Origin of the sequence: Paenibacillus sp. GYB004 (genome assembly GCF_036577605.1) — a bacterium.
In the GTDB taxonomy this organism is placed as follows: domain Bacteria; phylum Bacillota; class Bacilli; order Paenibacillales; family NBRC-103111; genus Paenibacillus_AB; species Paenibacillus_AB oceani.
This window is the reverse complement of sequence record NZ_JARBDB010000008.1, coordinates 117,216-144,211: the sequence shown is the minus strand read 5'-3', so window position 1 is coordinate 144,211 and position 26,996 is coordinate 117,216. Positions and strand designations below refer to the sequence as shown.

The window sequence follows — 26,996 nt, the reverse complement described above, 5'->3', positions numbered from 1 at the left end:
GCGGGCGTTATTTTGTTCTCTTTATTTTATGTAACCCGGATGAGGGATAGAATGGGTTCGGCTTCGTCCGAGCGCAAAGGCAAAAGCCGTACGCCGTCCTACTTGACGTTTGACGATATCGGGGGACAGGACCGGGCCAAAAACGAGCTGAAAGAAGCGCTCGATTTCCTGATCCGTCACGAAGAAATCCGTAAATTCGGCATTCGGCCGCTGAAAGGCATCCTGCTTACCGGACCTCCGGGAACCGGGAAAACGCTGATGGCCAAGGCGGCTGCCCACTATACGAACTCCGTTTTCGTATCCGCTTCGGGCAGTGAGTTTGTGGAAATGTACGTGGGAGTCGGGGCCAGCCGGGTGCGCGATTTGTTCAAAGAAGCGAAAACCCGTGCGGCCAAGGAAAATAAAGAAAGTGCGATTATTTTCATCGACGAAATCGATGTAATCGGCGGCAAGCGGGACGGCGGGCAGCACCGGGAATACGATCAGACGCTGAACCAATTGCTGACCGAGATGGACGGGCTGCATTCGAACGAGACGCCCCGCATTTTGATGATTGCGGCAACGAATCGCAAAGAAATGCTCGACAGCGCGCTGTTGCGGCCGGGCCGGTTCGACCGTCACATTCAGGTCGATCTTCCGGACAAGAAGGGCCGGATGCATATCCTGAACATTCATTCCAAAAACAAACCGATCGCCGATGGGGCGAGCATGGAGCGCGTAGCGGGCGAGACGTTCGGATTCTCGGGCGCCCAGCTGGAGAGCGTAATGAACGAAGCGGCTATCTATGCGATGCGTGACGATCTGCCTGTCATCGAGCAGCACCACTTCTCCCGGGCGATCGACAAGGTGATGATGGGCGAGAAAACCGACCGCGAGGCGACGATGGAAGAGCGCAAGCGCGTCGCGCTGCATGAGCTCGGACACGCGATTACGGCGGAGCAGGTGAAGCCGGGCTCCGTATCGATGGTATCGCTCAGTCCGCGCGGTCAGGCGCTAGGATACGTGCGTCACAACCCGCAGCAGGATCAGTACCTGTATACGCGGACCGAGCTGGAGCAGCAAATCATGATTGCGCTCGGCGGAGCGGTGGCGGAGGAGATGTTTTACGGCGGACGAAGCACCGGTTCGCGCAACGATTTTGAACAGGCGCTCCGGCTCGTCCGCACGATGATGGACTCGGGTCTGACCGGCCTCGGCATCATCGACCGGGATATGGTGACGAAGGAAGAGCTGATGAAGGAAAATGCGGTCATTCTCGACGAGCTCCATCGCGGTACAAGAGAGATGCTGGAGCGTTACCGGAATGTCTTCGAACAGTCGCTGGATATTCTCATTCGCGAGGAAGTGCTGACCGGCGACCAATTCCGTGATCTGCTCGGGGTACCCTCGTCTGTCGGACAAACACCGGCTTGATCTTTAACATTTACGATGGCGGGCGCTTTAGCTGCAAGACGGCTAGGGCGCCTTCTGCTGAAAGCTGAACGGCGGAGATTGCCAGGAGACAGGTTCCGATTCAATCGCTGTGACAAATGTGGTAGCCTCTAAGGGAGGCTTTCTTTTGCATGTTCGTTTTCCCCGGCAGAAAGGGCTTACTTTAACAAATCCGTTAGATTTGGCAGGATAAAACCTACTATATTGTGTCGGGTGATGAAAAAAAAGCTTATTCGTTGTAAAATCGTTATGAATGAGCGAACAGACATCATCGTTTAGACCTGGAAGGAGCATAGATATGCAACTCACAAAAATCGGCGTAGTCGGAGCCGGAACGATGGGGCAGGGCATAGCGGAAATGCTTGCAACGAAGGGGATCGACGTTTATCTGCTGGAGAAGACGCCCGATCAGTTGGAGCATGCGTGGGAGATGATCGAGCTTAGTCTCGAGAAACGGCTGGAAAAATGGGCGATTACGGAAGCCGAGAAAAAGTCGGCATTGGGCAGAATACATAAAGCCCACGCGGTAGAACAGCTGACCGGCTGCGAGATGGTCATCGAGACGGTATCCGAGGATCTGGAGACGAAAAAGGACGTATTCCGCAAGCTGGATGCGGTATGCAGCGAAGAAACGGTTTTCGCCAGCAACACGTCCACGCTGAGCTTAACCGAATTGGCCGGAGAAACGAGACGGCCGGAGCGCGTTATCGGACTTCATTTCTTGTATCCGGTTCATAAAATACATCTGGTTGAAATTGTCCGCGGTTTGAAAACGTCTACAGAAACGTATGAGACGGTACGCCGCTTCGTGGAGTTAACGATTCAGAAAAAGGGGATCATGGTATACGAATCCCCCGGTTTCGTCACGACCCGGCTGATCTGTACGCTGATCAACGAAGCGATGCATACGCTGTCCGAAGGGGTCGCTTCCGCGGAAGATATCGACTCGGCGATGCGGATCGGCTACGATTTCCGTTTCGGACCGCTGGAGATGGCCGACCGGTTCGGTCTCGACGCGATTCTCGCGGCGATGGAACGGATGTTCCGCGAATACGGCGATTTGAAATACCGTCCGTCGTTTATCCTGAAACAGATGGTTCGTGCGGGCCATCTGGGCGTCAAGACGGGAGAAGGGTTTTTCCGCTATGATAAGGATGGTGACCGGATATGAACATACTCGTGATTAACGCCGGAAGTTCCTCGCTGAAGTACCAGGTGTTCGATATGACGAACGAATCGGTGCTTGCCAGAGGCAAGGTCGAACGGATCGGCATGGAGACGGCGATGCTCACCCACGAACCTACAGGCCGACCGGAGCTGCGCGAGGTAAGCGAGATTCTCGATCATACGTCGGCAATCCGCCGGGTGCTGCGAATCCTGATCGATCCGAAGGAAGGGGTTTTGCGTTCGATCGAGGAAGTACATGCCGCCGGCCACCGCGTCGTTCACGGCGGGGAGGCGTTCTCGGGCTCGGTGAAGGTCGACGATAAGGTGAAGGAGGAGATCAAACGTCTGTTTGACCTCGCCCCGCTCCATAATCCGGGCGCATTAACGGGGATTTTGGCGGTGGAAGCGAACTTGCCGGACATTCCGCAGGTCGTCGTTTTCGATACGGCCTTTCACCAGACGATGCCGCCGGTTGCGTTCCGCTATCCGATCCCCAACGTGTTTTACCGCAAGCACGGCGTTCGCAGATACGGTTTTCACGGCACGTCCCATCAATACGTCAGCGACCGGGCGGCGGACCTGATCGGGAAGCCGCTCGAACAGATGAAGATGATTACTTGTCATATCGGGAACGGAGGCAGCGTAACCGCGATCCTGGACGGCAAATCGTTCGATACGAGCATGGGCATGACCCCGCTCGAAGGACTGATGATGGGAACCCGCAGCGGCGACATCGACCCGGCCATCGTTCCTTTTGCCATGGATAAGGAAGACCTGTCGCTGAACGAAGTCAATTCGATGCTGAACAAGCATAGCGGCTTGTTCGCCGTCTCCGGCGGGATGGGAGACATGAGGGAAATTATCGAGGCGGCCGGAGAGGGAGACCGCAACGCGAAGCTGGCGTTCGACATGTACGAGTACCGGCTGAGAAAATATATCGGCTCTTATGCGGCGGCGATGAACGGAATCGACACGCTCGTATTCACGGCCGGAGTGGGCGAGAACAGCGCTTACCTTCGCAAAGCGGTGTGCGACAAGCTGACGTTCCTCGGAATCCAGCTGGATGACAACGCCAATGAAGCGCGCAGCCGCGACGACCGTCGCATATCGTCCCCCGATTCGAGAGTTGAAGTATGGGTGATTCCGACGAACGAAGAGCTGATGATCGCAAGAGACACGTTCCGCGAAGCTTCCAAGGCGCTGACCCCGCAAGCGTAAATCTCAAATCTCATATTTGTTGGAGGAGTGACGTAAGCGATGGAGCAATGTACCATTCGTGAAGTGAACCGACATGCCGGGCATACGGTCCGGATCGGCTGCTGGCTGTACAACAAACGGTCCAGCGGCAAAATCCAGTTTTTGCAGCTTCGCGACGGCACAGGCTTCATTCAGGCGGTAGTCGTCAAAAGCGAAGTGTCCGAACCGGTCTGGGAGGCGGCTGCCAAGCTTACTCAGGAAAGCTCGCTGTACGTAATCGGAGAAGTGAGAGAGGACGCGCGCAGCCAGAGCGGGTACGAGCTGACGGTAAGCGGAATCGAAACGATCCAAATCTCCGAGGATTATCCGATTACGCCTAAGGAGCATGGCGTCGATTATTTGATGGACCATCGCCACTTGTGGCTCCGTTCCCCGAGACAGCGGGCGATTATGGTCATCCGTGCGCAGATTATCCGGGCGATACAAGGATACTTCGACGAACACGGCTTCACCCTCGTCGATCCGCCGATCCTGACGCCTTCGTCCTGCGAAGGGACAACGAATTTGTTCCATACGAAATATTTCGACGAAGACGCTTATTTGACGCAGAGCGGGCAGTTGTATATGGAAGCGGCGGCGATGGCTCTCGGCAAAGTATACTCGTTCGGCCCTACGTTCCGGGCGGAGAAATCGAAGACGCGGCGCCATCTGATTGAATTTTGGATGATCGAGCCGGAGATGGCGTTCGTGGATCATGAACAAAGCCTCGTTATTCAGGAGCAGTTCGTATCTCATGTGGTGCAATCGGTCGTTGCCAACTGCCGCAAAGAACTGGAGACGCTCGGACGCGACGTATCGAAGCTGGAGAGCGTGCGCGCCCCGTTCCCTCGAATAACCTATGACGATGCCGTCAAGCTGCTTCAGGAGCGAGGCCACGCCTTTACATGGGGCGAAGACTTCGGTGCGCCGCACGAGACCGAGATCGCGCAGCAGTTCGATAAGCCGGTGTTTATTACCCATTATCCGGCTTCCTTCAAAGCATTCTATATGAAGCCTAAACCGGATCGTCCGGAAGTGGTCCTTTGCGCCGATCTGATCGCGCCCGAAGGTTACGGGGAGATCATCGGAGGAAGCCAGCGGATCGATGATCCGATGCTGATGGAGCAGCGCTTCAAGGAGCATGAGCTGGGAGAGGACGCGTACCGCTGGTACCTCGACCTGCGCAAATACGGCACTGTGCCGCATTCGGGATTCGGGCTCGGACTGGAGCGTACGGTCGCCTGGATCTGCGGGCTCGAACATGTAAGGGAAACGATCCCGTTTCCGCGTTTGTTGAACCGTCTGTACCCGTAACGGCAAGGAGGCTGGCTGAATGGCAAAAGGGGTAGACTGGAAGCAGATCGAGCGGGGGATGGCTGCGGCAATGCGCGAAGGCAGCGTATCGGTTCCTTCGCTGCTGCTGAAGCTGTACAGAGCGCTGAAGCTGTCGGATATGGAAGCGATGCTGCTCATCCATCTGTTTCAGTTCAAGGAGAAGGAAAGCAACGATTTTCCGACACCGGAGGAGCTGCAAAGCCGGATGTCGGCAACGTACGAGTCGGTGCTGAGGGCGCTCCAGCGGCTGCTTAAGGAAGAGATGCTGCAGATTGACGGGGAGACCGATCCGGTCAGCGGGGTGCTGAGCGAACGCTACAATCTGTCGCCGCTGTACCGGAAGCTTGCAGCAGCCTGGATCGAAGACGCGAAGCAGTCCGGTGCGTCTTCGCAGCAAGCAGCGAAAGCCGCTGCGGCGCCGGCGGAACAGTCCGATATTTTCACCGTGTTCGAGAAGGAGTTCGCCCGTCCGCTTACGCCGATGGAATGCGAGACCGTCTCGCAATGGATCGACCGCGACCGGTATCCGGAAGAGCTGATTTTGTTCGCGCTCAAGGAGGCGGTGTTCGCCGGTGTTATTCATTTCCGCTATATCGACCGGATCTTGCTGGAGTGGAGCCGCAACCGCGTGCAGACGCCCGAGCAGGCGAGAGAATATACGCAGAAGTTCAGAGGCGCCCGGTAGCGGGGCAACCTTTACTGCGAGATGACTTCGCTCAAGCAAAAGCCCTCCGTGTCCCGATCAACGGGCCGGAGGGCTTTTTAACGATACACCTACAAATGTAACGCTTTCCAGCGGTACACATATTCGAACAGAAACTCGAACGCCTCCAGATGACGCTTCGCCTCGAATACGTTCGCGCCCCATGCGTAGATCCCGTGATTTCTCAGGACGATGCCCGGGATGGCGCGGTCGATCCGGCCTTCCACCAGCTCGGCGATTTTCGGAATATCCGCGTAGTTGGGGAGGACGGGAACTTCAATCTGCGCATCCTCCTGCCAGATGTTAAACGCTTTGATCAGCTCTACCCGCTCGATCGGGACGCTGCCCCGTTCCGCGTACAGCTCGGAGACGATGTTGTTAAATACCGTATGCACGTGGAATACGGCGCCGCAGCCGGTCAACCGGTAAATCTCGCAGTGGATTAACGTTTCGGCCGAAGGCTTCAGCCGAGTAGGCTCGATCGGCTGTCCGCGTTGATCGACCATCAGGAAATCTTCCGGCGTATGCTGGGACTTGTCCTTCCCGCTGGCCGTGATGGCGAATGTAAATTGTTCGGGGGAAAACTCCCCGACGCGGACCGACAAGTTGCCGCTTGTGGCGGGGAACCAGCCGCGCGAGGCGAATTCCGTCTTGACTTCCCGCAGCTTCGTGAACGCTTGCTGGCGCTGCTCCAGCGTATACAGAGGCTCGTTCAATCTAACCTTCTCCTTGTTGAATCGTATTGAGATGACGGATGACGTCATGGAACGTCTCGAAAGGAACGTACGGCAAGCCGAGCTCCTCGCATTTCGTAATCAGGTGCGAGCGGGCGAAGACGAGATCGGCCAGCTTCGCTCCTTCAAAATCGGTGACGCTGTCTCCGATCAGAATCCGGAAGTAGTCTTCCTTCGGATAACGGCGGATGACGGTCGTTTTGCACATACCACAGTCGGTATGACATTCGTCGTCGCACGGATGCGGCCATACGATGCGGATTCGCTCGCCGGTGAAATCGCTGGCGTTGCAATAAATATGGTCCTTGGCGATCGGGAACGGCTCCAGCAGCGGCAGCAGGAAGAAATCGATCCCCCCGCTGGTGACGAGAAACTCGATGTCCGCACGATCGCAGTAGTCGAGCAGATTCGGGAATCCGGCGCGAATTTTGGCGGTGTCGAAAACATATTGGGCCACTTCGGCTTTCGCGGAGGAAGGGAGCAGGTCGAACATCCGCCCGACCCCTTCCCGGATGCTCATCGTCCGGTTGACGACCTGCTCGACGAGCGGCTCCCACCCCGGCGGATTAAAATGCTTCATGATGGCTACTATATTGTCGCTCTCGGTGATCGTTCCGTCGAAGTCGCAAAAGATGATTGTTTTTTTCATTCCTTCGCACCCCAGCGGTCGATGGCCGCTTTCAGCTCCGGATGGCTGCCTGCATAGTCGGCCAGCGGGACGCCTTGTCTCACCGCGTCGATCGCCTGGCGGAACGCTTGTCCGCCCGCGGCGGTTCCCATCGGGTGCCCGTGAATGCCGCCCCCGGCGTTGACGACGACCTCGGAGCCGAAGTCGCGGATAATCCACGGAACGAGCCCGGGATGAATGCCGGCCGACGGAACGGGGAAGCTGGTGCGCAAGGAAACGGACGGTCCGTCCGAACTGCCTGCCGGAACGTACAAGTAGTCTTGGGCGAGACGTTCGGTTGCGAGCGCATGCTGAATCGCCAAGTTCTCTTCTTTCGGCATGACGACGGAACCGTAAGGCGACGGGAACAGGACGAGGTCGGCTCCGGCCAGCCTCATCAGCTTGCCGAGCAGCACCGACGCCGAGATGCCGTAATGCGGCGACGGATACAGAGCGCCTGCCAGTGCCGGATGTGCGGCGATCGGGACGTTGATGTCCGGGTCCGCGCTAAGCTCGCGCAGCGTATCGAAGCCGTAGGCGAGCACGTTGAACAGCAGCGCGTTGGCGCCGGCGTCAATCGCTTTTTTGGCCTGATCGGCCAGCTTGGATGCCGGACCGGTGATGTTGACGGCGTACAGCAGCTTTTGCCCGGTCGTCTCCTGCGCCTTGCGTGCGGCTTCCATGCACACTTGAACCCGTTTCTCGATCGGGGTCAGCGGGTTTTCGAACAATATCTCGTCGTCCTTGATCAGATCGACTCCGCCTGCGGCCTGGCCGTAAAACTGCTCCCCGAGCTCGGCCAGGTCATGGCCAATGACCGACTTGAAGATGCTCATCAGCAGCGGCCGGTCGTGAACGCCCAGCAAGTCGCGTACGCCGGAGATGCCGAACTTCGGACCGGAGAACCGGCTGAGGAACGAAGGGGAGAAATGCAGGTCGGTCAATTTGATTTTGCCGTCCATCGACAGCTTGCCGAACACCGTGACGAGCAGAGCCGGGATATCGGCGCTGAAGTTGATGTCCGGATAAGCGATGCGTATATCGGCGTACCGCCCCTCGGCAGCTTGGTCCCCGGCCGCTCCCGGCTCGTGCACATCGACGGATAACACCAGACCGAGATGCTGTTCCATCTCTTTTTGCTTGGCTGCAGGGAGCTCCGTCCAGCTTCCTACGGTGAGGCCGACGGCGATCGACTGGGCTTTTTTATGAAAATCCGCTTGAGCGTCGTAACAGCGGTAAGTCGCGACACAATAGGAGTTCAATCGTTACACCTGCTTTCCATACTGCTCGGCCTGTTCGGCGAGCGAATCGCTAATCTCCCGCGACCGTTCGGCCGCCCGTTTGACAGCCCGGGCAACGGTATCGCCCACATGGCCCGCCTCGAGCACTTCGATCGCGGCTTGGGTCGTTCCGTTCGGAGACGTTACTTTGCGGCGCAGCTCGCCCGGCCATTCGTTTGTAGTTTTCACCATTTGGGCGGCGCCCAGAACGGTTTGCGCCGTCAGCAGACGGGCCGCTTCCTCGCTTAAGCCGCCTTCGACGCCGGCGTTGATCATCGCTTCCATCACATAGTACAGGTAAGCGGGTCCGCTCCCCGATACGCCGGTCAAGATATCGAAGCTTTCTTCCCCGATGACGGTCACTTCGCCGATTGCCCGGAACAAGGTGAGACACGTCTCTTTCTGCTCGGCCGTAACGGCGTTGGAGAAGCTGATTCCGGTCGCGCCGAGTCCGATCGTGCTAGACGTATTCGGCATCGTGCGGACGATCGGCTGAGCGCCGCCGACGATGCGTTCCATAGCGCCGATCGAAAAGCCTGCAACGAGCGAGACGATCAGCTGACCGGGGTGAAGCAGGTGCCGGATGTCGGCGATTCCCGCAGCGGCGTCCTTTGGCTTCATGCCAAGCACGAGAATGTCCGCCTCGGAGATCAGCCGGTCGCGTTCCTCCGGCATTCGGGTCGTCCGGATGCCGTATTTGTTCCGAAGCTCGGCCAGCCGCTCGTCGTTTTGACTGTTCAAGGCGAATACCCGGTCCGGATCGGCGATGCCGGGAGCGATCAGGCCGCGCAATATCGCTTCGGCCATCGATCCGGCGCCGATAAAGCCGATGGTTACTTGTAAAGGCGTATGGCTCATATCCGTAATTCCCTCCGCAGCGGTTTTAGTTCTGTCCGCTTTTTATGATGACTGAACGAAGGCCGTTTTGCAAACGGCCGCTGGAGTTACCCGCGGATTTGTCCGTTTCCGTGTATGATAAATTTGGTCGAAGTCAGGGCAGGCAGTCCCATCGGTCCGCGGGCATGCAGCTTCTGCGTGCTGATGCCGATCTCCGCGCCGTATCCGAACTCGAAACCGTCGGTAAAACGGGTCGAAGCGTTATGATAGACGGCGGCGGCGTCGATCTCCGCGAGGAATCGCTCCGCGCGCTCCGTATTCTCGGTTACGATACACTCCGAATGGGAGGTGCCGTACAGCCGGATATGGTCCAGCGCTTCGTCCAGTCCGCTTACGACTTTCACCGACAAGATCAGGTCGTTGTATTCGGTGCCCCAGTCGGTCTCCGCCGCTTCGCCCATGCCCGGCACCAGCATCCGGCTCTTGGGGCAGCCCCGCAGTTCGACGCCGAGCTCCTGCAGCCTGGCAGCCAGAGCAGCCAGATGGGCGCCTGCGAACCGCTCGTGGACGAGCAGCGTCTCCATCGAGTTGCAGACGGAAGGGCGCTGCACTTTCGCATTGATCGCGATCGCTTCGGCCATTGCGGGATCGGCCACGTCGTCGACATACGTGTGGCAGACGCCTTCGCCGGTTTCGATAACCGGAACCGTGGCGTTCTGGACCACATTCTGGATAAGCGAGCGTCCGCCCCGAGGAATGATGACGTCCAGCAAACCGTTCAGCTTCAGCATCTCATCGACGGAGGAGCGGTCCGAGCTCTCGATCAGTTGCAGCGCTTCGGGAGGCAAGGCGGAGCGGGAGAGCGCCTCATGCATGACCTCGATAATCCGGCGGTTCGATTCAAGCGCTGCGGAACCTCCGCGCAGGACGACCGAGTTGCCCGTCTTCAGGCATAATCCGGCCGCATCGACGGTGACGTTCGGGCGAGCCTCGTACACGATGCCGATGACGCCGATCGGAACGCTAAGCTTGCGGATGACGAGACCGTTCGGCCGCGTCGCTTCCTCGATAATCCGGCCCGTAGGGTCCGGCAGTTCCACGATCTCGCGCAGCCCTTGGGCGATCGCTTCGATCCGCTGATCGTTCAGCGCAAGGCGGTCCAGCATCGAAGCGGGAGTTCCGCCCGCCCGGCCGCGTTCCAGATCCCGCGCGTTAGCCTCGATAATCGAGGCGCTATTGGTTACAAGTGCGTCCGCCATCATCAGCAGCGCTTCGTTTTTCTGCTCTGTCGTCAATCGATTCATCGCTTGCGCCGCTTTTTTGGCCAGCGCCGCTTTTTCGCGTACTTCACTCATCAGTCGGTTCCTCCCCGTAATTAACGCAATTCGTGTACGAATCCCGTTACAAAGTATGTGTCAATTCGTTGGCGCAACAAAAGCTATACGTCCAATGACCGGATATACGCCGTCAAATTGCCGGTCTCCACCTGGACGGCTTCGGAATCCCGTCTCCGCTTGCATTCGACTACGCCTTCGGCCGCCCGCTTGCCGACCGTCAGCCGAATCGGGATGCCCAGCAGATCGCTGTCGGCGAATTTGACTCCGGCGCGTTCGTCCCGGTCGTCCAGCAGAACGTCGATACCGGCCCGCCGCAGCTCGTCGTACAGCTTCTCGGCCAAGGCGGTCTGGGTGTCGTCGCGGGAACTGGCCACGATCAGGTGAACGTGGAAAGGGGCGACAGAGGACGGCCATACGATACCCGCTTCGTCGTGATGCTGCTCGACAATCGCCGCAAGCAATCGGGAGACGCCGATGCCGTAGCAGCCCATCTGGAACGGCCGGGGTTTGCCCGTATCATCCAGGAAGGTGGCGCGCATCGGCTCGCTGTACTTGGTGCCGAGCTTGAATACGTGGCCGACCTCGATTCCTTTGTCCAGCAGAAGCGGCTTGCGGCAGTTGGGGCATAAGTCGCCCGGTACGGCGGTGCTCAGATCTCCGGAAGCATCGATACGGAAATCGCGTCCTGGCACCACTCCCGTCAGATGACGATCCGGCTCGTTCGCTCCGACGACGGCAGCCGTCATGCTGCGGATCTGTTCGTCCGCCGCGATCGTGACGTCCGGACCTAACCCGACCGGGCCGATATAGCCGGGGTACGAGCCAAGTTTGGCGGCGACGTCCTCCTCGCTCATCATCGTTACGCTTGTTGCGCCGAACAGCCGCTTCACTTTCGTCTCGTTCAGCTCGCGGTCTCCTCGGACAAGCGCTACGACCGGCTTGCCGTCGACCAGCAGCGCTACCGATTTGATAATCTGAGCGGGCCGGATCGAGAGATAGGCGGTCAATTGGGCGATCGTACGGATGTCGGGGGTATCGGTCAGCTGCGGGCCCGCAGCCGGATCTTCCGTCTGTCCCGAATCGGTGCCGGCTGCCGTTGCCGGTTCCGCATCGGGAGGGACCGACTGGGCCAGTTCCACATTGGCCGCATAGCCGCATTCGCCGCAGTGGGCGATCGTATCTTCTCCGATGCCGGAGAGGGCGACAAATTCGTGAGTGTCTGTCCCTCCGATCGAACCGGAATCGGCTTCGACAGCCAAGTAGCGAATACCGCAGCGGTCGAAAATGGCGGAGTAGGCGTCGTACATGCTCCGGTAGCTTCGGTCCAGCCCATCGTCGGTCGCGTCGAACGAGTAGGCGTCCTTCATGAGAAATTCGCGTCCGCGCAGCAGTCCGTATCGGGGGCGCCGCTCGTCGCGGAATTTCGTCTGCAGCTGGTACAGTGTCATCGGCAGCTTTTTGTACGATTTCACTTCGTCGCGCACAAGCGAGGTGATCGCTTCCTCATGCGTCGCTCCAAGTGCGAATGCCCGGCCTTGCCTGTCGCTAAGCCGCATCAGCTCGTCGCCGTACTGCTCCCATCTGCCGCTTTCCTTCCATAGCTCAGACGGATGTAGGGCGGGAAGCAGCAGCTCGGTAGCCCCGGCCGCATCCATTTCTTCGCGGATGATCCGCTCCAAGTTGCGAAGGACACGGTAGCCGAGAGGGAGGTACGAGTATACGCCCGCGGCCAGCTGACGGATCAGCCCGGCCCTTACCATAAAGCGGTGGCTGTTCGTTTCCGCGTCGGACGGATCGTCGCGAAGCGTCGGTATAAGCAGATGTTTTTGTCTCATGGCAAGACTCACCTCCCGGCTATTTCGATCCATTCGTCGCGATGAACGACTTCAATCCGGCTGACTTCAACCCGCTTGCGCACTTCCTCGGTGGACAGGCCGGCTACCGCCTTGAGCTGCCAGGAAGCGTAATTGACGACTCCCCGGCCCAGTGTCCGGCCTTGCATATCGGTCACCTCGACGACATCTCCCGGGTGGAACTCCCCCGTGATCTCGGTTACGCCGGCCGGGAGCAAACTTCTTCCTCCGTCGATCAGAGCGCGTTCCGCTCCGGCGTCGATCTGGACTTTGCCCTGCGGGTTCGAATGGAAGCCGATCCACTGTTTCTTCGTCGAGAGCGTATGGGAGCTCGTATCGAAATAAGTGCCTCTGCCGCAGTCGCCGACCGCGTCCAGCAAGTCCCGGGGCTCGACCGCCCGGCCGATGAAGACGGGGACGCCGCCGCTTGTGGCGATCCGGGCCGCCTCGATTTTGGAGCGCATGCCGCCCGTACCGACGGAAGATCCGGAGCCGCCGGCGATGCGGAAGATGTCCTCGCTGATTTCGACGACGCGGTCGATCCGCTGTGCATTGCTGTTTTTGCGGGGATCTTCGGTGTACAGGCCGTCCGTGTCGGTGATGATGACCAGCCGTTGCGCCTTCAGCAGATTGGCGACCAGCGCGGAAAGCGAGTCGTTGTCGCCGAACTTCAGTTCATCGACGGAGACGGTGTCGTTTTCGTTGATGATCGGGATGACCCGGTGGGCGATCAGCTCCTGCATCGTCATAAGCGCGTTATGGATTCGTTTCCGGTTGGAAAAGTCGGAGCGGGTGAGCAAAATTTGCGCGACGGATAACCCGTGAGCGGCGAACGCTTCATTGTAGCTTTGCATGAGCAGCGCTTGGCCGACGGCCGCGGAAGCCTGTTTCTCATGCAGCGCCTTCGGCCGCTTGGCGTATCCGATTTGGCGGAACCCGGCCGCTACCGCTCCCGAAGTGACGAGCACGGCTTCGTATCCTTCATTGTGCAGGAGGGACAGCTCTGCGGCGAAATATTCGATTTTGTCGCGGTTCAGTCCGCCTTCGTCCGACGTCAGCGAGCTGCTTCCGATTTTGACCACGATTCGTTGTTGCATGAGAAAATCCCATCCTTGCTATGGTGTAATGGCGGGTGGCCGCATGTTCCGGAAAAAACAAAAAGACTCTCGTCCATGTAAGGACGAAAGTCCGGCTTCCGCGGTACCACCTTAATTCGGATGACAGACTGCGGCCGTCATCCCTCTTGATCCCTGATAACAGCAGGGGCTGTTCAGCTCGTCGCTGACCGTTCGGGGGTGGGTTCGGCAAGACGTTCGCGGTAAATTCTCTCAGCCGGCGGAATTTACTCTCTGGGCGCGTCGGTTCTATCCTACTGGTCCCGTCATCACGTTATCTAACATATCGAAATGGTTACTACATAGAATAACACGGGGAGTCCGGTTTGTAAAGGTAAACGAGCCGTGAATCCGCGCCCTTTCCGGTATTGACAAAACGAACCGGGAGCAGGCAATATAATAGGGGTTATACAAGTAATTGACAAGTATAGGAAATAGGGCGGCCGGGAAATCGGCGGAAAAAGAACTCTTGATCGGATGTTAGCCGTGCTATCGGGAACTGCGGAATAACTTCTTGACGGCATCCGACTGATGAAGGGAAAGAAGGCGAGACCGATGGCTGAAAAGCATCTCGGAACACCGGTCCATACGGTGGCGGTCGCAGCTGCGGGCTACGATCCGGAAGGAGCCGAACGACCGAACGTGTACGCGGTGTCGAGCGGCAAAACCGCGACGCTGTATGTGATCGACGTACAAACAGGGCGTATTCTGCAAAGCGCGGAGCTGGAAGGAACGACCCATACGTGGGGAGTGGCGGTCGCTCCAGACGGAGCCGTCTATATGAGCAGCTCCCAAGGGTATTTGCACCGCTGGCGGCCGGGTGCGGACAAGGCCGAAAACCTCGGCAGGCCGATACCGGGAGAAAGCTTCGTCTGGAGGCTGGCTTGCGACGAACAGGGCCGCATATACGGCGGGACTTACGACGGGGGTAAAGTGTTCCGGTACGATCCGGTTGAGGGAAGTTTCCGCGACTACGGCCGGATGACCGACAGCGAGAAGTATGCGCGGAGCATCGCCGCAGGCGGCGGCGCGATCTACGTCGGAGTGGGCACCCAGCGGGCCCGGCTGTACGAAGTAGACGCGGAATCCGGGGCCAAACGGGAAATACCGTTCCCCGAAGGATACGAACAGGATCAGACCGTGTACGACGTCACAAAAGTCGGCGAGTGGTTATTTGCGAGAACGGTGCCGTCCAACACTTTGCATGTGTACGATTTACGGGCGAAGAGGTGGACCGACGCCATATCGGACGCATCCGGTCTCGATGTATCCCGCCCGTCTCCGGATAGCGGCAAGCTGTATCTGGTGCGCGGCAATAGGCTTCACCGTTACGATCCGGAGACGAAGGAGCTCGCCGCAACCGATATTTCTGTGCAAGGGGCCAAAGACTTCGGCTGGGTCCGGCTCGAAGAAGCCAATTATCCCGGCTGGAGTCTCGTCAGCGCCAAGACGAACGGGGACTTCTGGGTGTACAATCCGCAATCCGGCCATTGCAGAGACGTCGAGGTGAACGTACCCGGCCAGCCGAACAAAGCGCAAACGCTGACGTTGTCATTGGACGGCACGTTATGGGTCGGAGGTTTCTTCAGCGGCGGATTCGCCAAATACGATCCGGTCTCCGAGCGGCTGACCGAATACCGCACCTTCGGCCAGCAGGAAGGCATGGTGGAGTTCAAGGGGAGCATCTATGCGGGCGTTTATCCGGGAGCGCGAATCTACCGGTACGACCCGAAGGCGGAATACCGTGCAGACGTAAATCCGATCAAGCTTTTCGCGCTGAATGACCGGTATCAGGACCGGCCGTTTGCGATGGTTGCCGCGGGAGACGCGCTCGCCATCGGCACCGTTCCTTATTACGGCCAGCATGGCGGCGCACTGACCCTGTACGATCCGGATACGGGCAAAATCGATGTCTACCGGCATATCGCCGGCAATCAAAGCGTCGTATGCCTGGCCTACCGGGAAGGCATTTTATACGGCGGCACGTCGATACACGGCGGTCTCGGTACGGAGCCGGAGACAACGGCGGCCAGCCTGTTTCGATTCGACGCGGATCAGCGCGAAAAGGGGTGGACCTGCGTTCCGGTACCGGAGGCGAAGGTTATCTATTCGATTGCATTAGCGGAGGACGGGATGTTGTGGGGGCTGACGTATCGCGCCTTATTCCGGTTCGACCCGATGCAGCGCAAGACGGTTGAGATCGTCCCGCTCGAAGGCTTTAACCCGGATTTTCCCGAAAGCGGCTGGATCGGCGGCACGATCCGCTTTCACGAGGACGGCTGTTTGTACGGGACGGCGCTTGGCCAATTGTTCCGCTACAAACCCGGCGAACGTTCCTTCGAGATTCTTGCCGACAAAGCCGCCTATTTCGCCCAAAATGCCGAAGGGACGATTTATTTTACGCGCGGGACCGAGCTTTACGAGTATCGGCTGGATAACGGAGGCGGGCAAGTTCGCACATAGAAAAGGCGCCAAGCTCTCGGGCTCGGCGCCTTTCCTTTGCATATCATCATTCCGGTCAAGCTGCCTCTTCTTCTAACGGAACAAATTCAACTTCCCGATGCGGCTTACCGCTTCCTCCAGCCGCGCCTCGGACGAAAGCAGACCTACGCGCACATACCCTTCACCGTGCGTGCCGAACCCGATTCCGGGAGCGACCATGACATGGGCTTCGTTCAGCAGCAGATCGGCGAACTCCGCAGACGTGTAAGGCTTAGGAACCGGCAGCCAGGCAAAAAACGATCCGGCCGACGGCGTCGCCTCCCAGCCGATCCGCGACAAAGCGCCGAACAAAGCGTTGCGGCGGCTCTCGTAGGTAGCGTTCAAGGCGGCGACGCAATCTTGCGGCGCGGTTAGCGCGGCGGCCGCAGCGGCCTGGATGCCTCCGAACAAGCTGACATAATAGTGGTCCTGGATCAGATTGATCAACCGGACGACTTCCGCGTTGCCGAGCGCGAAGCCTACGCGCCATCCGGCCATATTGTACGTTTTGGACAACGTGTAAAATTCCACTCCGACTTCCTTCGCTCCCGGACGTTCCAGGAAGCTGATTGGACGCTGGCCGTCGAAACCGATCGCGCCGTATGCGAAGTCGCTGGCGACGACAATTCCGTTCTCTGCCGCGAAACGGATCGTATCGTCATAAAACCCGGCGGACGCGACCGCCGCCGTCGGATTGTTCGGATAGTTGATAAACATCAGCTTGGCGAGCTTCACATCGTTTGGCGACAAGGCCGAGTATTCGGGCAGGAAGCCGTTGCTCTCCAGAAGCGGCATAAATGCCATCCGGGCGCCGGACAGCTCCACGCCGGACCAGTAGTCCGGATAGCCGGGATCGGGCACGAGGCACACATCGCCCGGGTTCAGCAGACACTGGCTGATCTCGACAAGTCCCGTCTTGCCGCCGAACAGGATGGCGACTTCGGTCTCGGGATCGAGCCGGACGCCGTAATCTTCCAAATACCGTTTCGCTATCGCTTCCTTCAGAAACGAAAAGCCGCTGAACGGCGGATATTTATGGTACAGCGGATCGGGAGCCGCTTCCTGAAGGGCGGTTACGATATGACCGGGAGTCGGCTGGTCGGGATTGCCCTGTCCCAGATTAATGACGTCATGGCCAAGCGCAATTTGCCGGTTCACTTTGCTGACGAGGGAAGCGAAAAACTGTGTAGGGAGCCGGTTGAGCCGATCTGCGGCCCGAATCGGGAAGGCGGCCGGCGAATGGACGGGTAAATTCATTGTATTTCACTCCGGATTGTAGACTTTTTAATAAGGCGATATGTTTGATTATACCCGGACCGAACATTTTTTCCAACCGGTATTTCGCGCGGGTCATCCAGAAGGGCGTTGCTCCCCGCCTGCCGGATCGTCTATGATAGAGCTTATATGGAAACGGAGGGAAGTCCAACATGTCGGAACAACAATTAAAAGTCGCTATTTTGCAAATGGATATCGCCATCGGGGAGCCCGAAACCAATTTCGCCAAGCTGTCCGAGCTGCTGGAGTCGTGCGTACAAGCGGAGAGCAAGCCGGATGTGATCGTATTTCCGGAGATGTGGAACACCGGCTACGCGCTGGATCGGATTCGCGAGATCGGCGACCGTGACGGCGAACGGACGAAAGCGTTCATCTCCGCCTTCTGCCGGAAGCACGGCGTCAATATCGTAGCGGGTTCGGTGGCCGAGCTGGATGGCGATCAAGTGCGCAACACGATATACGCCTTTGACCGGGAAGGCCGGGAGGCGGGGGAATATTCGAAAATCCATCTGTTCCGTCTGATGGACGAGGAGAAATATTTGACCGCCGGCGATACGCTCGGCAAGCTGGAGCTGGACGGCGTGCCCGCGGGGATGATGATCTGCTACGATATCCGGTTCCCGGAGCTGAGCAGACGCCTCGCGCTGGACGGGGTGAAGGTGCTGTTCGTGCCGGCGGAGTGGCCGCATCCGAGACTTCATCATTGGCGGACGCTGCTGACCGCGAGGGCGATCGAGAACCAGATGTACGTCGTTGCGTGCAACCGCGTCGGAACGAGCGGGACGACTTCGTTTTTCGGGCATTCGATGGTGATCGACCCTTGGGGGGAAATTTTAACGGAAGGGGACGAGTCGGAACAGATTTTGACCGCCGATCTCGACTTGACTGTTGTGGATAAAGTGAGGGCGACGATTCCCGTGTTTGCGGACCGCCGTCCCGAATTGTACTGACTCAGATGGAGGGTATCCGAGAAATGCGGCGGATGCCCTCCTGTTGTGAGAAAACGGTGCTATCGCTGCGCCTGAGGCGGCTTGGCGCGGAAGATGAGCCGATTAAGGAAGGATACGACAGTTGTCAGCCGCTCTCGAATGTGTTTCAATAGTATACAGGTTGGAAACAGGTATAATTGAACATTTCATTCCGATGTATCGTGAAGTCGTATTATGACCATGGGGAGAGAAAAACGATGACAACTTCGATGCAGTGGCATGAACGGCTGGGCCAGTCGATCCCTTGGGGCTCGAGTACGTGCTCGAAGGCGCCCTCCATGCTTCCGGAAGAGCCTGCCGTTATAGTGAAAGGCAAAGGCTGCCGCGTATGGGATGCGGATGGTAAGGAGTTTATCGATTATCGCAACGGTCTCGGCCCGATTACGCTCGGCTATCAGTACCCTGACGTGGACGAGGCGATCCGCCGGCAGTTGGAGAGCGGGATCATTTTCGGTCACCCGCATCCGTTGGAAGCGGAGGTTGCCGAGCTTTTGCGCGAAATGATTCCTTGCGCGGAGCAGGCGAGGTTTCTGAAGACGGGCGGAGAAGCGTTGGCCGCGGCCATCCGGATTGCGCGTGCCTATACGGGGCGCGAGCATATTGTGCAGGTCGGCTACAACGGCTGGCTGAATGCCCTCGCCGGCGGAGGACAGGCGCTGCCTGGACAGCCGTCGTCGGGACGCGGCATCCCGGGCGTACCGGCAGCGCTCGGCGAACTTCACCATGCGGCCGGATGGAACGATATCGCCGCCTTGGAACAATGGTTCGACCATATCGGCAGCGATATTGCGGCCGTCATCATCGCCGCGGATTATGCGGAGATGGAGAAGGGCGAATCGTATTACAAGGCGGTTCGCGAGCTGACGAGCAAACACGGCGCGCTGCTGATATATGACGAGATCGTTACCGGCTTCCGGATCGCGATCGGCGGCGTTCAGCAATATTTCGGCGTGAAGCCGGACCTGGCGGTATTCAGCAAAGGTATGGCGAACGGCATGCCGCTTTCCGTTTACGTCGGCTCCAAAGAAGTGATGTCGGCATGCGACCGGGGAGGCACGGTCATCTCCAGCACGTTCGGCGGAGAAACGTTGTCGCTGGCCGCTTCGAAAGCGACGATCGGCGTATACAAAGAGCAGGATGTTGTCGGTCATCTGTGGAAGCAAGGGGAGAAGCTGTGGGGCGGGTTAAACGCGATCTTCGCTTCACGCCAAATTCCGATCGAACTGAAAGGCTTTTGGCCTTGTCCGACGTTTACGCTGACTGGCGGCGCCGCTCTTGCGGTTAAAGAGCGCTTTTTTCGCGCCGCGTACCGGAACGGCGTATCGTTGTACAACGTTTCCTATGTCAACTTCAGCCACAAAGACGCCGATATCGAGGAAACGCTGGAACGTTTGGACCGGGCTTGCTCGGAGCTGGAAGGCGAATAAGGAACAGCTTGCCGAGTTGAATCCCAATCATGAAGCATGCTGCATACAGGAAAGCGGTGACACCGATGATCATAGACGCACACACGCACATATGGGGCGGGGACTACGAGAACAGCACACGGGAGCTTCTGAGGGCGTGCGATCTGTTCGGAATATCGAAGATTCACGTGTCCGGACTGAAGTCGCATTATCCGGATGAAGCGGAAGTCGGGCAATTAAATGCGGATGTATTCCGATTTATGAAGGAACAGCCTGGGATGGTGGAAGGGTATTGTTACGTAAGTCCGGCGCATGCGAACGCGCTGGATGTGTTGAACCGGGGAATCGAGCAGTACGGCATGAACGGAATGAAGCTGTGGGTGGCGACGTTTTGCGACGATCCGCGCGTATTTCCGCTTGTTGAGCGATGCATCGACTTTAATATCCCGATCCTGATCCATTCGTTTCACAAGGCGGTCGATCAGCTGACCTACGAGACGACGGGTATTCATGTGGCCAATCTGGCGCGGCGTTATCCGGAAGCGAAGCTGCTTATGGCACATTTTGGCGGCAACTGCTATCATGGGATCAGAGCGGTGCGGGGCTTGCGCAACGTATGGCACGATTTCTCGGGAACCCCGTTCCGCCGGGACGACGTCGATTATGCAGTGGAGCGGGTCGGAGCGGACCGGATCGTGTTCGGTTCCGATATGCCGATCACCTATCTGGTGAATTACGGCCAAGTGGAAGAAGCGGATCTGTCGCAGGAAGACAAAGACCGGATTTACTACAAAAACGCGCTGGAACTGTTCGACCGCAGCTTGAAGGTTGGATAACGCCGCACCGGTTACACACGCCAGGAGGGGAACACGGTTGAATACGGACGTTAACGCATTACTCGGCCATTGGCCGTTTCGTAAAATTCGCAAAAATACGCTCGCCGATCTGAGGAAAGTTCATCAGGACAATCAGATAACGGGCGGTTATGTCGCTTCCTTGAACAGCATCTTTTATAACGATCCGTTCGAAGGGGATGAGGAGCTGCACGAGCTGATCGGCGGCACGGAGTACAAACATGTACTGACTGTAAACCCGACCTTGCCCGGCTGGCAGCGCGACATCGAGGATGGAATCGCCAGGTTCGGCATACAAGGAGTTCGCATTTATCCGACTTATCACGATTACGATCTGAATACGGCGCCTGTGGCCGAGCTGTGCGAGGCGCTGAAGAAACACCGGCTGCCGCTATTTGTAACGAAACGGATGGAAGACGAGCGTTTGGATTACTTGATGAAGCCGAAGCCGCTTGAAGTCGCCTCCCTGCAAACGTTCGTATCTGGCCAACCGGATTTGGATATTGTCATTTTGAATATCCGTTTCGGCGAAATTACGGCCATGAAGCAGGAAATTAACGAGTTGCCGAGGCTGTTCATAGACACGTCGGGGCTGAAAGATAAAGTGTTCGTGCTCGAAGAACTGCTGAAGGTAATCCCTGCCGGGAAAATCATGTACGGCTCCCAGCATCCGCTGTACTGCTTGAAAAGCTCTCATTGCGTGGTTGATATGGTGGATATTCCGGAGGAAACGAAACGGGCGATTTTCTTGGGCAATGTGAAGGCTTTGGAGAAATAAAATAAAAGGAATAAGCTTTAGGAAAGCGGAGACTGCATAGAGCAGTCTCCTTTTCGTTGAGAGATCAAAATGTTTATGTTCTTCACCGTATTAAAGCAAAGATGAGCCCGGAATGTAAGCTAAACCATACTCTAACGGACATGGTGGAGGTTATTTCGCTAAAAAACAGTTTTTGAAAATGTAACGGTCACCACAGCGCTTATTTACTCCGAACCACCTCTAAAAGTAACATTTCTCACCAAATAGTTGCATCCATGTCCGTTAGAATTCAAATGGATCGAAATTCATCACAATAACGGCCGCTGTGTCCGTTAGAGTTTGTTCGTATACACCGTTCACTATTTCCGCTCCCAACCTAGCCGATAAGTACGATATCGCTGTTTCCCGCTGACTACCATTAACAGATTTCGTTCGACTGATTCATGCAAAATACGCCGAGTGTGGCGATCGGAAAGACGAAGGTGACCAGCCAGTTCGGCGGCTGAAAAAGATGGAGCAGCCGTCGCGCGAATTGAAACGTTCCTGCTTCAGCCCAATCCAAGTCGGACGACACAGGGGTGGAGATGAACTTTCCGATAAAGGCTAGTAAAAGTTGTTTGCAAAATTCGGGTTCTTCTTCGGATGGTTTAATATGTTATATTAAATAACATATAAACAATTCAATGAAAAATAATTGCATTTAATGTCATATAACCTTACATAATGTATTGAATTTTCAAAAAGAATGTTGTAAAATTCGAACATAAACATTTGTTGCGTTATAATAACTTACAAATATTAGAGGTTGAAGGGAGAGGATTGTATGAATATCGCTTTAATCGCGCACGATGTGAAGAAGGAAGAATTGGTGAACCTGGTGATCGCGTATGAGAAGATTTTCTCCCAGCACTCGTTGTTCGCAACCGGTTCGACCGGGCAGAAAATTGCCGAGGAAGCGAAGCTTCACGTGTACAAATTAAAGGCGGGGCCGCTTGGCGGCGATCAGCAGATCGGAGCGTTGGTCGCGCAAAACGAGATCGACGCGGTCATCTTCCTTCGCGACCCGCTTGTCGCACTGGCGCACGAGCCTGATGTCACCGCGCTCCTGCGGCTGTGCGACGTTCAATGCGTGCCGGTGGCGACGAATATCGCGACTGCCGAACTGTTAGTGAAATCGCTCGAGAGGCACGACCTGGCTTGGAGAAATATCGTACACCGGTACCGGCTTGAACGCAGAAGCGGAACGGAAGGGTAACGGCGGCAGCGGTCCAGACAACTCCCCGGGATGTCCGCAGTCCCGAGGAGAGCGGCGGGCGCCTACCGATGTCCCAGATCGACCCTCATGCCGAGCCGGGCCAGTGTGACATTCGGAGGCAGCGGATAGGCGGCATCGATATCGACCCCGTGAGACATATGCGTAAAATAAACGGCCTGCGGCTTCACTTCCCGCAGCAGTTCGACCGCTTCGGTCATATCGTAAACGGAGCGCGTGGCCGGATCGGCCGTCTCTTTGTAGAAATTGGTGCCGAGCACAAGCATGTTCAAGCCGTGAAGCGGCTTTTTTTGTTGTTCGGTCAGCCGGATCGCATCGGAGCAATACGCCCAGGCGTAGCCGTTTTTTTCGAAGCGGTACGCGTACGAAGTGCCGTTCTGGCCGTGACACACTTCCCACGGAACAATGAACCATCCGCCGAAATGCATGCCCCGGTCGTTGGGAACGTAAGTGAGCCGCCGCTCCAGCCAAGGGTACTGGCTGCGGATCGTCCCGAATGCGGACTCGGGCGCATATACGGTTCCGCGGCTTCCGGTCCACCGGCAAGCGTCCAGCCATTCGGGCAAGCCGGCGATATGGTCGTGATGCGGGTGCGTGATCAGGACGTGTTCGAGCAGCCGCTTGCCCAGCAGCTCCATCTGCGCCGGCCAGTCCGGCCCGCAGTCCAGCAGCAGATCTCCCTCGTCCGTATGGATCATCACCGAAGAGCGGAACCTCCGGTTATGACCCGTCGACCGCGCTTCCGAGCAGATTCCGCAATCGCAGTAGGAACGCGGCACGCCCATCGAATCTCCCGTCCCCAGAAAGGTTAAATGTTCCGTCATGCTTCCGTTCCTTCCTGCAGCGGGTCCGCACCCGGCTTGCCGCTTGGCGCGCCGGAGCGCCGGCTTGCGGATTGGCCGACCAGCTCGTGCATCGTGCCGATGAACGCCTGAGCCGCCTTCGACATGTAGCGGCCTTTGCGCCGCGCGATGACGAGCGTCCGGGCCGGCCTCCCGCTAACGGTCAAATAGGCGGGCGCCATCTCGCTCCATTTACCCCTCTCGACCATCGCGGGGATGAAAGCGACGCCCATGCCTGCGGCAACAAGCGATTGCACAGTTTCAATGTTGCTGCTCTCGAAGGCGATACGGGGCGTAAAACCGGCAGCCAGACATAAATCGATCGCCGTCTGATACAAGCCCTGCCCTTTCTTCAGCAAAATAAACGGCTCGCTGGAAAAGGAAGCCAAATCGACCGTCCCGTCGGCGGATCGGCCGGATAGGGCGGGATGGTTCCGCGGCACCGCCAGCCGCAGCTCCTCGTCGATCAACACCTCATACTCCAGAGATTGCTCCTGCAGAGGAAGCGCCAGCAGGCTGAAGTCGGTTTTGCCTTCCGAAGTAAGCTGCGTCAAGTTCGCCGACGTTTCTTCGACGAGGGCGATTTCGATATCCGGGTACCGTTCCTGGAACACGGGGAGAATATGAGGCAGCATATGAGCGCCGGTAATCGGCATGCTCCCGATAATCAGCTTCCCTTTGCGAAGCTGGGAGATGTCGTCCATTTCCTGCCGGATTTCCCCGACCATGTCGACAATTTTCTGCGCTTTATCCACGAATACCGCTCCGGCATGCGTCAGTTCAACCGAGTTCGTGTTCCGGTGAAACAGCAGCACTCCGAGCTCCTTCTCCAGCTTGGACAGCTGCTGGCTAAGCGAAGGCTGGGCGATGTGCAGCTTTTCGGCGGCGCGCGAAAAGTTTTTCTCTGCGGCGATTTGAATGGCGTACTGCAACTGCCTGAATTCCATGCGGCTTCCCCCTTCGCAACATTTCCATCCTTATAGAGGTTGTTCAAAAAGTCCACTTTGATCACGAAGCAGATCAGGAAGCCAACTCGACATCGAATATGGCATTCTGCCGGAACTTCCGGTGCTCACAAAAGCTGCCACTACGCTCCGCTCCTCATTTCCTAGCTTCATCCCATCTTCTCGGTGCTGAAAACCGGACTTTTTGAACTCGCACTTATACTGTATACCATACAAGAGCCCCCGTTCAAATCTTCCGTCAGGAAACGGGAGTGCTCTCCCTTTTGGCGATTGATACCGCTCGGTCCTTCCCGTTTTGTAGTAATTTGATATCTTCCATAGCGCAACCTGCCGGATGAGGTAATGAAAGTGCAGCCGGAGGGCATCAGATTGCATTGTCCGCGCTTCGGCCCGCTCTGTATAATCAACATCATCATCGGCAAGAGGGGGATTGGACATGAGTCCTATACGAGTTGGAATAATCGGCTGCGGCAACATCGCTCACAGTCATGTTTTGAGAATGTCCCGGTTGGAGGAGGTGCGGATTGTGGCGCTGGCCGATCCGGGAGTGGGGAGCCGGTCTTTTCTCAAGGAAAAGTTCGGGCTGGATCAAGTGCAGGAGTTCGACAGCCACACGGACATGTTGAACGACACGGTGCTGGATGCGGTCGTCATTTGTTCGCCGCATACGCTGCATTACGGGCATATCCGGGACTCGCTGTCGGCAGGCAAGCACGTGCTGGTCGAGAAGCCGATGACTTGCAGCTCGGCGGAAGCGGAACGGTTGATCGCTTTATCGGAATCGTGCGGCAAAGTATTGCAAGTATCGTTCCAGCGTCATTTTCTGCCGCCGTTTCTGTATATCCGTTCAGCGATCCAGGACGGAACGATCGGCAAGCTGACAAGCGTTCAGGCGGCATTGTACCAAAATTGGAAGAAGTCCCAGGAAGGGACGTGGAGGCAAAATCCCGCGTTGTCCGGGGGCGGCATGCTGATGGATTCCGGCAGCCATATTATCGATGTCCTGCTATGGACGACGAATCTGACGCCGCAGTCGGTGACGGTTCAGTTGGAGTGTTACGGGTCTCCGGTGGAAGTCGATACGCTGACCAGCATCCGCTACGATCAGGGCGTCATCGGAACGATGAATATTATCGGAAACGCGCCGCTGCAGAAGCTGAAGGAAACCTATGCCTTTATCGGCGAGTCGGGCGGCATCTTTTATGACAACGGCGTCATTACGCTGCACCGGTACGGAGAAGATCCGGTCCAGCCCCGGCTTCCCGAAGCCGAGACCGATCCCGACAGCAGCTTTATCGATGCGATAATCGGCCGGCGCGAAGTGATGGTGTCCGGCGAGTACGCGCTGAAAGTCGTGAAGTTTACCGAAGCGATCTATGAGGCGGCGGGGTACCAACCCGGTCCGGTCGATCGAACCGATCTGGGAAGGAAGGTGTCGTCATGAAGCTTCGGATCGCCATACTCAGCTTCTGGCACGTACATGCGCCGGGTTACGCCAAAAAATTGTCGGAGAGGACCGATTGTTCCATCGTCGCGGTCTGGGACGAGGACGCCGCCCGCGGCAGCCGGTTCGCCGGACAGTTGAACGTGCCTTTTTACAGCGATCTGGATGCGGTTCTTGCAAGCGAGGAAGTGGATGCGGTTATTGTAAACGCTCCGACCGCCAAACATCCGGAAGTGATCATCGCTGCGGCCGAAGCCGGGAAACACATCTTCACCGAAAAAGTGCTGGCTCTGCGAACCGAGGAAGCGGACCGGATCATTGCCGCTGCCGGGCGAAGGAGCGTAAAGCTGACCGTCTCGCTGCCGAAGCTTGGCGATGAGAAGACGCTGTACGCCAAGCAAGTGCTGGAGCTGCTCGGACGGATCACGTACGTTCGGATGCGTCTGGCCCACGACGGGCTGCTGCCGCGGGAAGGTGCTCCGGATGGCTGGCTGCCTCCGCATTTTGTCGACCGGGAATCTAGCGGAGGCGGGGCGCTGATCGATCTCGGCGCTCATCCGATGGTGCTGGTTTATCATTTTCTCGGGATGCCCGAATCGGTATCCGCCCAGTTCGGCTATGTGACCGGCAGGGAAGTGGAGGACAACGCCGTCGTTACGATGCAATACCGGGACGGCTGCATGGCGGTTGTGGAAGCGGGGTTTGCGAGCCGGCATTCCCCCGCTTTGGTGGAAATTTACGGCACGGAGGGCTGCCTCCTGATCGGCAAGGACGCGGAGATTCGGAGCTCGCTTCTGCCGGCCGGTCCTTGTCCGGGCTGGATCAAGCCGGAGAGGCTGCCTGCGGGTATGCAGGCGCCGCTCGACCAGTGGGTCGACTACGTTTTGTATGACAAGCCGACGGCGATTCCGATCGGGCACGGGCTGGCGCTGACGCAGCTGATGGAAGCCGCTTATCTGTCGGCAGCCGAGCGGAGAATCGTCGCAATTCCCTCTAACGGGGACTAATGGTGCGG

The 26,996-nt window shown here is 57.5% G+C and carries 23 protein-coding genes; 13 read left to right on the top strand and 10 right to left on the bottom strand.

Annotated elements, in window-relative coordinates; translation table 11 throughout:
* The first annotated feature begins 51 nt into the window (after nt 1-51).
* The 5 genes from PV433_RS04650 to PV433_RS04630 all read left to right on the top strand — a co-directional run bounded on the left by PV433_RS04650 (nt 52) and on the right by PV433_RS04630 (nt 5,854).
* Complete coding sequence (locus PV433_RS04650) at nt 52-1,413, top strand: AAA family ATPase (RefSeq protein ID WP_442951480.1); 1,362 nt, start codon at nt 52-54, stop codon at nt 1,411-1,413.
* Nucleotides 1,414-1,729: 316 nt separating this feature from the next.
* Nucleotides 1,730-2,602 (top strand): 3-hydroxyacyl-CoA dehydrogenase family protein, encoded by an 873-nt coding sequence (locus tag PV433_RS04645; RefSeq protein WP_332071028.1) that lies wholly within the window; start codon nt 1,730-1,732, stop codon nt 2,600-2,602.
* Nucleotides 2,599-3,816 (top strand): acetate/propionate family kinase, encoded by a 1,218-nt coding sequence (locus PV433_RS04640; protein WP_332071027.1) that lies wholly within the window; start codon nt 2,599-2,601, stop codon nt 3,814-3,816. Before PV433_RS04645 ends, PV433_RS04640 begins: the two co-directional genes overlap by 4 nt.
* A 39-nt stretch (nt 3,817-3,855) precedes the next feature.
* Nucleotides 3,856-5,148, top strand: a complete 1,293-nt coding sequence (gene asnS / locus PV433_RS04635) for an asparagine--tRNA ligase (RefSeq protein ID WP_332071026.1) — start codon at nt 3,856-3,858, stop codon at nt 5,146-5,148.
* Nucleotides 5,149-5,167: 19 nt separating this feature from the next.
* A complete protein-coding gene (locus PV433_RS04630; protein ID WP_332071025.1) occupies nt 5,168-5,854 on the top strand; it encodes a DnaD domain-containing protein in 687 nt (228 codons plus the stop codon).
* 89 nt (nt 5,855-5,943) lie between these two features.
* On the opposite strand, the gene PV433_RS04625 is transcribed toward PV433_RS04630, so the two are convergent.
* From PV433_RS04625 to proB, 7 genes are all read right to left on the bottom strand, one after another.
* Complete coding sequence (locus tag PV433_RS04625) at nt 5,944-6,588, bottom strand: methylthioribulose 1-phosphate dehydratase (protein ID WP_332071024.1); 645 nt, start codon at nt 6,586-6,588, stop codon at nt 5,944-5,946.
* A gap of 1 nt (nt 6,589) precedes the next feature.
* A complete protein-coding gene (locus tag PV433_RS04620) occupies nt 6,590-7,255 on the bottom strand; it encodes a 2-hydroxy-3-keto-5-methylthiopentenyl-1-phosphate phosphatase (RefSeq protein WP_332071023.1) in 666 nt (221 codons plus the stop codon).
* A complete protein-coding gene (locus PV433_RS04615) occupies nt 7,252-8,535 on the bottom strand; it encodes a 2,3-diketo-5-methylthiopentyl-1-phosphate enolase (protein WP_332071022.1) in 1,284 nt (427 codons plus the stop codon). The genes PV433_RS04620 and PV433_RS04615 overlap by 4 nt, the downstream gene beginning before the upstream one ends.
* 3 nt (nt 8,536-8,538) lie before the next feature.
* The gene (gene proC / locus PV433_RS04610) at nt 8,539-9,411 is read right to left on the bottom strand and encodes a pyrroline-5-carboxylate reductase (protein ID WP_332071021.1); all 873 of its coding nucleotides are present in this window, start codon (nt 9,409-9,411) and stop codon (nt 8,539-8,541) included.
* 86 nt (nt 9,412-9,497) lie between these two features.
* A complete protein-coding gene (locus PV433_RS04605) occupies nt 9,498-10,745 on the bottom strand; it encodes a glutamate-5-semialdehyde dehydrogenase (RefSeq protein WP_332071020.1) in 1,248 nt (415 codons plus the stop codon).
* Between the two features lie 83 nt (nt 10,746-10,828).
* Nucleotides 10,829-12,562: a proline--tRNA ligase gene (locus PV433_RS04600; RefSeq protein ID WP_332071019.1), complete on the bottom strand. Its 1,734-nt coding sequence runs from the start codon at nt 12,560-12,562 to the stop codon at nt 10,829-10,831.
* A gap of 8 nt (nt 12,563-12,570) precedes the next feature.
* Entirely contained in the window at nt 12,571-13,677 is a 1,107-nt protein-coding gene (gene proB, locus PV433_RS04595) for a glutamate 5-kinase (protein ID WP_332071018.1), read from the bottom strand.
* Nucleotides 13,678-14,250: 573 nt separating this feature from the next.
* Here proB and PV433_RS04590 point away from each other — a divergent pair.
* On the top strand, nt 14,251-16,158 hold the full coding sequence (locus tag PV433_RS04590; RefSeq protein ID WP_332071017.1) for an outer membrane protein assembly factor BamB family protein: 1,908 nt from the start codon (nt 14,251-14,253) through the stop codon (nt 16,156-16,158).
* Between the two features lie 72 nt (nt 16,159-16,230).
* On the opposite strand, the gene PV433_RS04585 is transcribed toward PV433_RS04590, so the two are convergent.
* Complete coding sequence (locus PV433_RS04585; RefSeq protein WP_332071016.1) at nt 16,231-17,433, bottom strand: pyridoxal phosphate-dependent aminotransferase; 1,203 nt, start codon at nt 17,431-17,433, stop codon at nt 16,231-16,233.
* Nucleotides 17,434-17,603: 170 nt separating this feature from the next.
* On the opposite strand from PV433_RS04585, the gene PV433_RS04580 reads away from it, so the two are divergent.
* From PV433_RS04580 to PV433_RS04560, 5 genes are all read left to right on the top strand, one after another.
* Nucleotides 17,604-18,401, top strand: coding sequence for a carbon-nitrogen family hydrolase (locus PV433_RS04580; protein WP_332071015.1), 798 nt, complete (start codon nt 17,604-17,606; stop codon nt 18,399-18,401).
* A 236-nt stretch (nt 18,402-18,637) separates the two neighbouring features.
* On the top strand, nt 18,638-19,867 hold the full coding sequence (locus PV433_RS04575) for an aminotransferase class III-fold pyridoxal phosphate-dependent enzyme (RefSeq protein WP_332071014.1): 1,230 nt from the start codon (nt 18,638-18,640) through the stop codon (nt 19,865-19,867).
* A 65-nt stretch (nt 19,868-19,932) separates the two neighbouring features.
* Entirely contained in the window at nt 19,933-20,682 is a 750-nt protein-coding gene (locus tag PV433_RS04570; protein WP_332071013.1) for an amidohydrolase family protein, read from the top strand.
* 37 nt (nt 20,683-20,719) lie between these two features.
* Nucleotides 20,720-21,478 carry an amidohydrolase family protein gene (locus PV433_RS04565; RefSeq protein WP_332071012.1) on the top strand — a complete coding sequence of 253 codons (759 nt, stop codon included), beginning with the start codon at nt 20,720-20,722 and terminating at the stop codon, nt 21,476-21,478.
* Between the two features lie 802 nt (nt 21,479-22,280).
* Nucleotides 22,281-22,712, top strand: coding sequence for a methylglyoxal synthase (locus PV433_RS04560; protein ID WP_190925040.1), 432 nt, complete (start codon nt 22,281-22,283; stop codon nt 22,710-22,712).
* A 62-nt stretch (nt 22,713-22,774) separates the two neighbouring features.
* On the opposite strand, the gene PV433_RS04555 is transcribed toward PV433_RS04560, so the two are convergent.
* Together PV433_RS04555 and PV433_RS04550 are read right to left on the bottom strand one after the other, a co-directional pair.
* Nucleotides 22,775-23,554 carry an MBL fold metallo-hydrolase gene (locus PV433_RS04555; RefSeq protein WP_332071011.1) on the bottom strand — a complete coding sequence of 260 codons (780 nt, stop codon included), beginning with the start codon at nt 23,552-23,554 and terminating at the stop codon, nt 22,775-22,777.
* The gene (locus tag PV433_RS04550; RefSeq protein WP_332071010.1) at nt 23,551-24,519 is read right to left on the bottom strand and encodes a LysR family transcriptional regulator; all 969 of its coding nucleotides are present in this window, start codon (nt 24,517-24,519) and stop codon (nt 23,551-23,553) included. The genes PV433_RS04555 and PV433_RS04550 overlap by 4 nt, the downstream gene beginning before the upstream one ends.
* Nucleotides 24,520-24,973: 454 nt before the next feature.
* Here PV433_RS04550 and PV433_RS04545 point away from each other — a divergent pair, with 454 nt between their 5' ends.
* Both PV433_RS04545 and PV433_RS04540 read left to right on the top strand, forming a co-directional pair.
* The gene (locus PV433_RS04545; protein WP_332071009.1) at nt 24,974-25,981 is read left to right on the top strand and encodes a Gfo/Idh/MocA family protein; all 1,008 of its coding nucleotides are present in this window, start codon (nt 24,974-24,976) and stop codon (nt 25,979-25,981) included.
* A complete protein-coding gene (locus tag PV433_RS04540) occupies nt 25,978-26,988 on the top strand; it encodes a Gfo/Idh/MocA family protein (RefSeq protein WP_332071008.1) in 1,011 nt (336 codons plus the stop codon). The genes PV433_RS04545 and PV433_RS04540 overlap by 4 nt, the downstream gene beginning before the upstream one ends.
* The last annotated feature ends 8 nt before the right edge of the window (nt 26,989-26,996 follow it).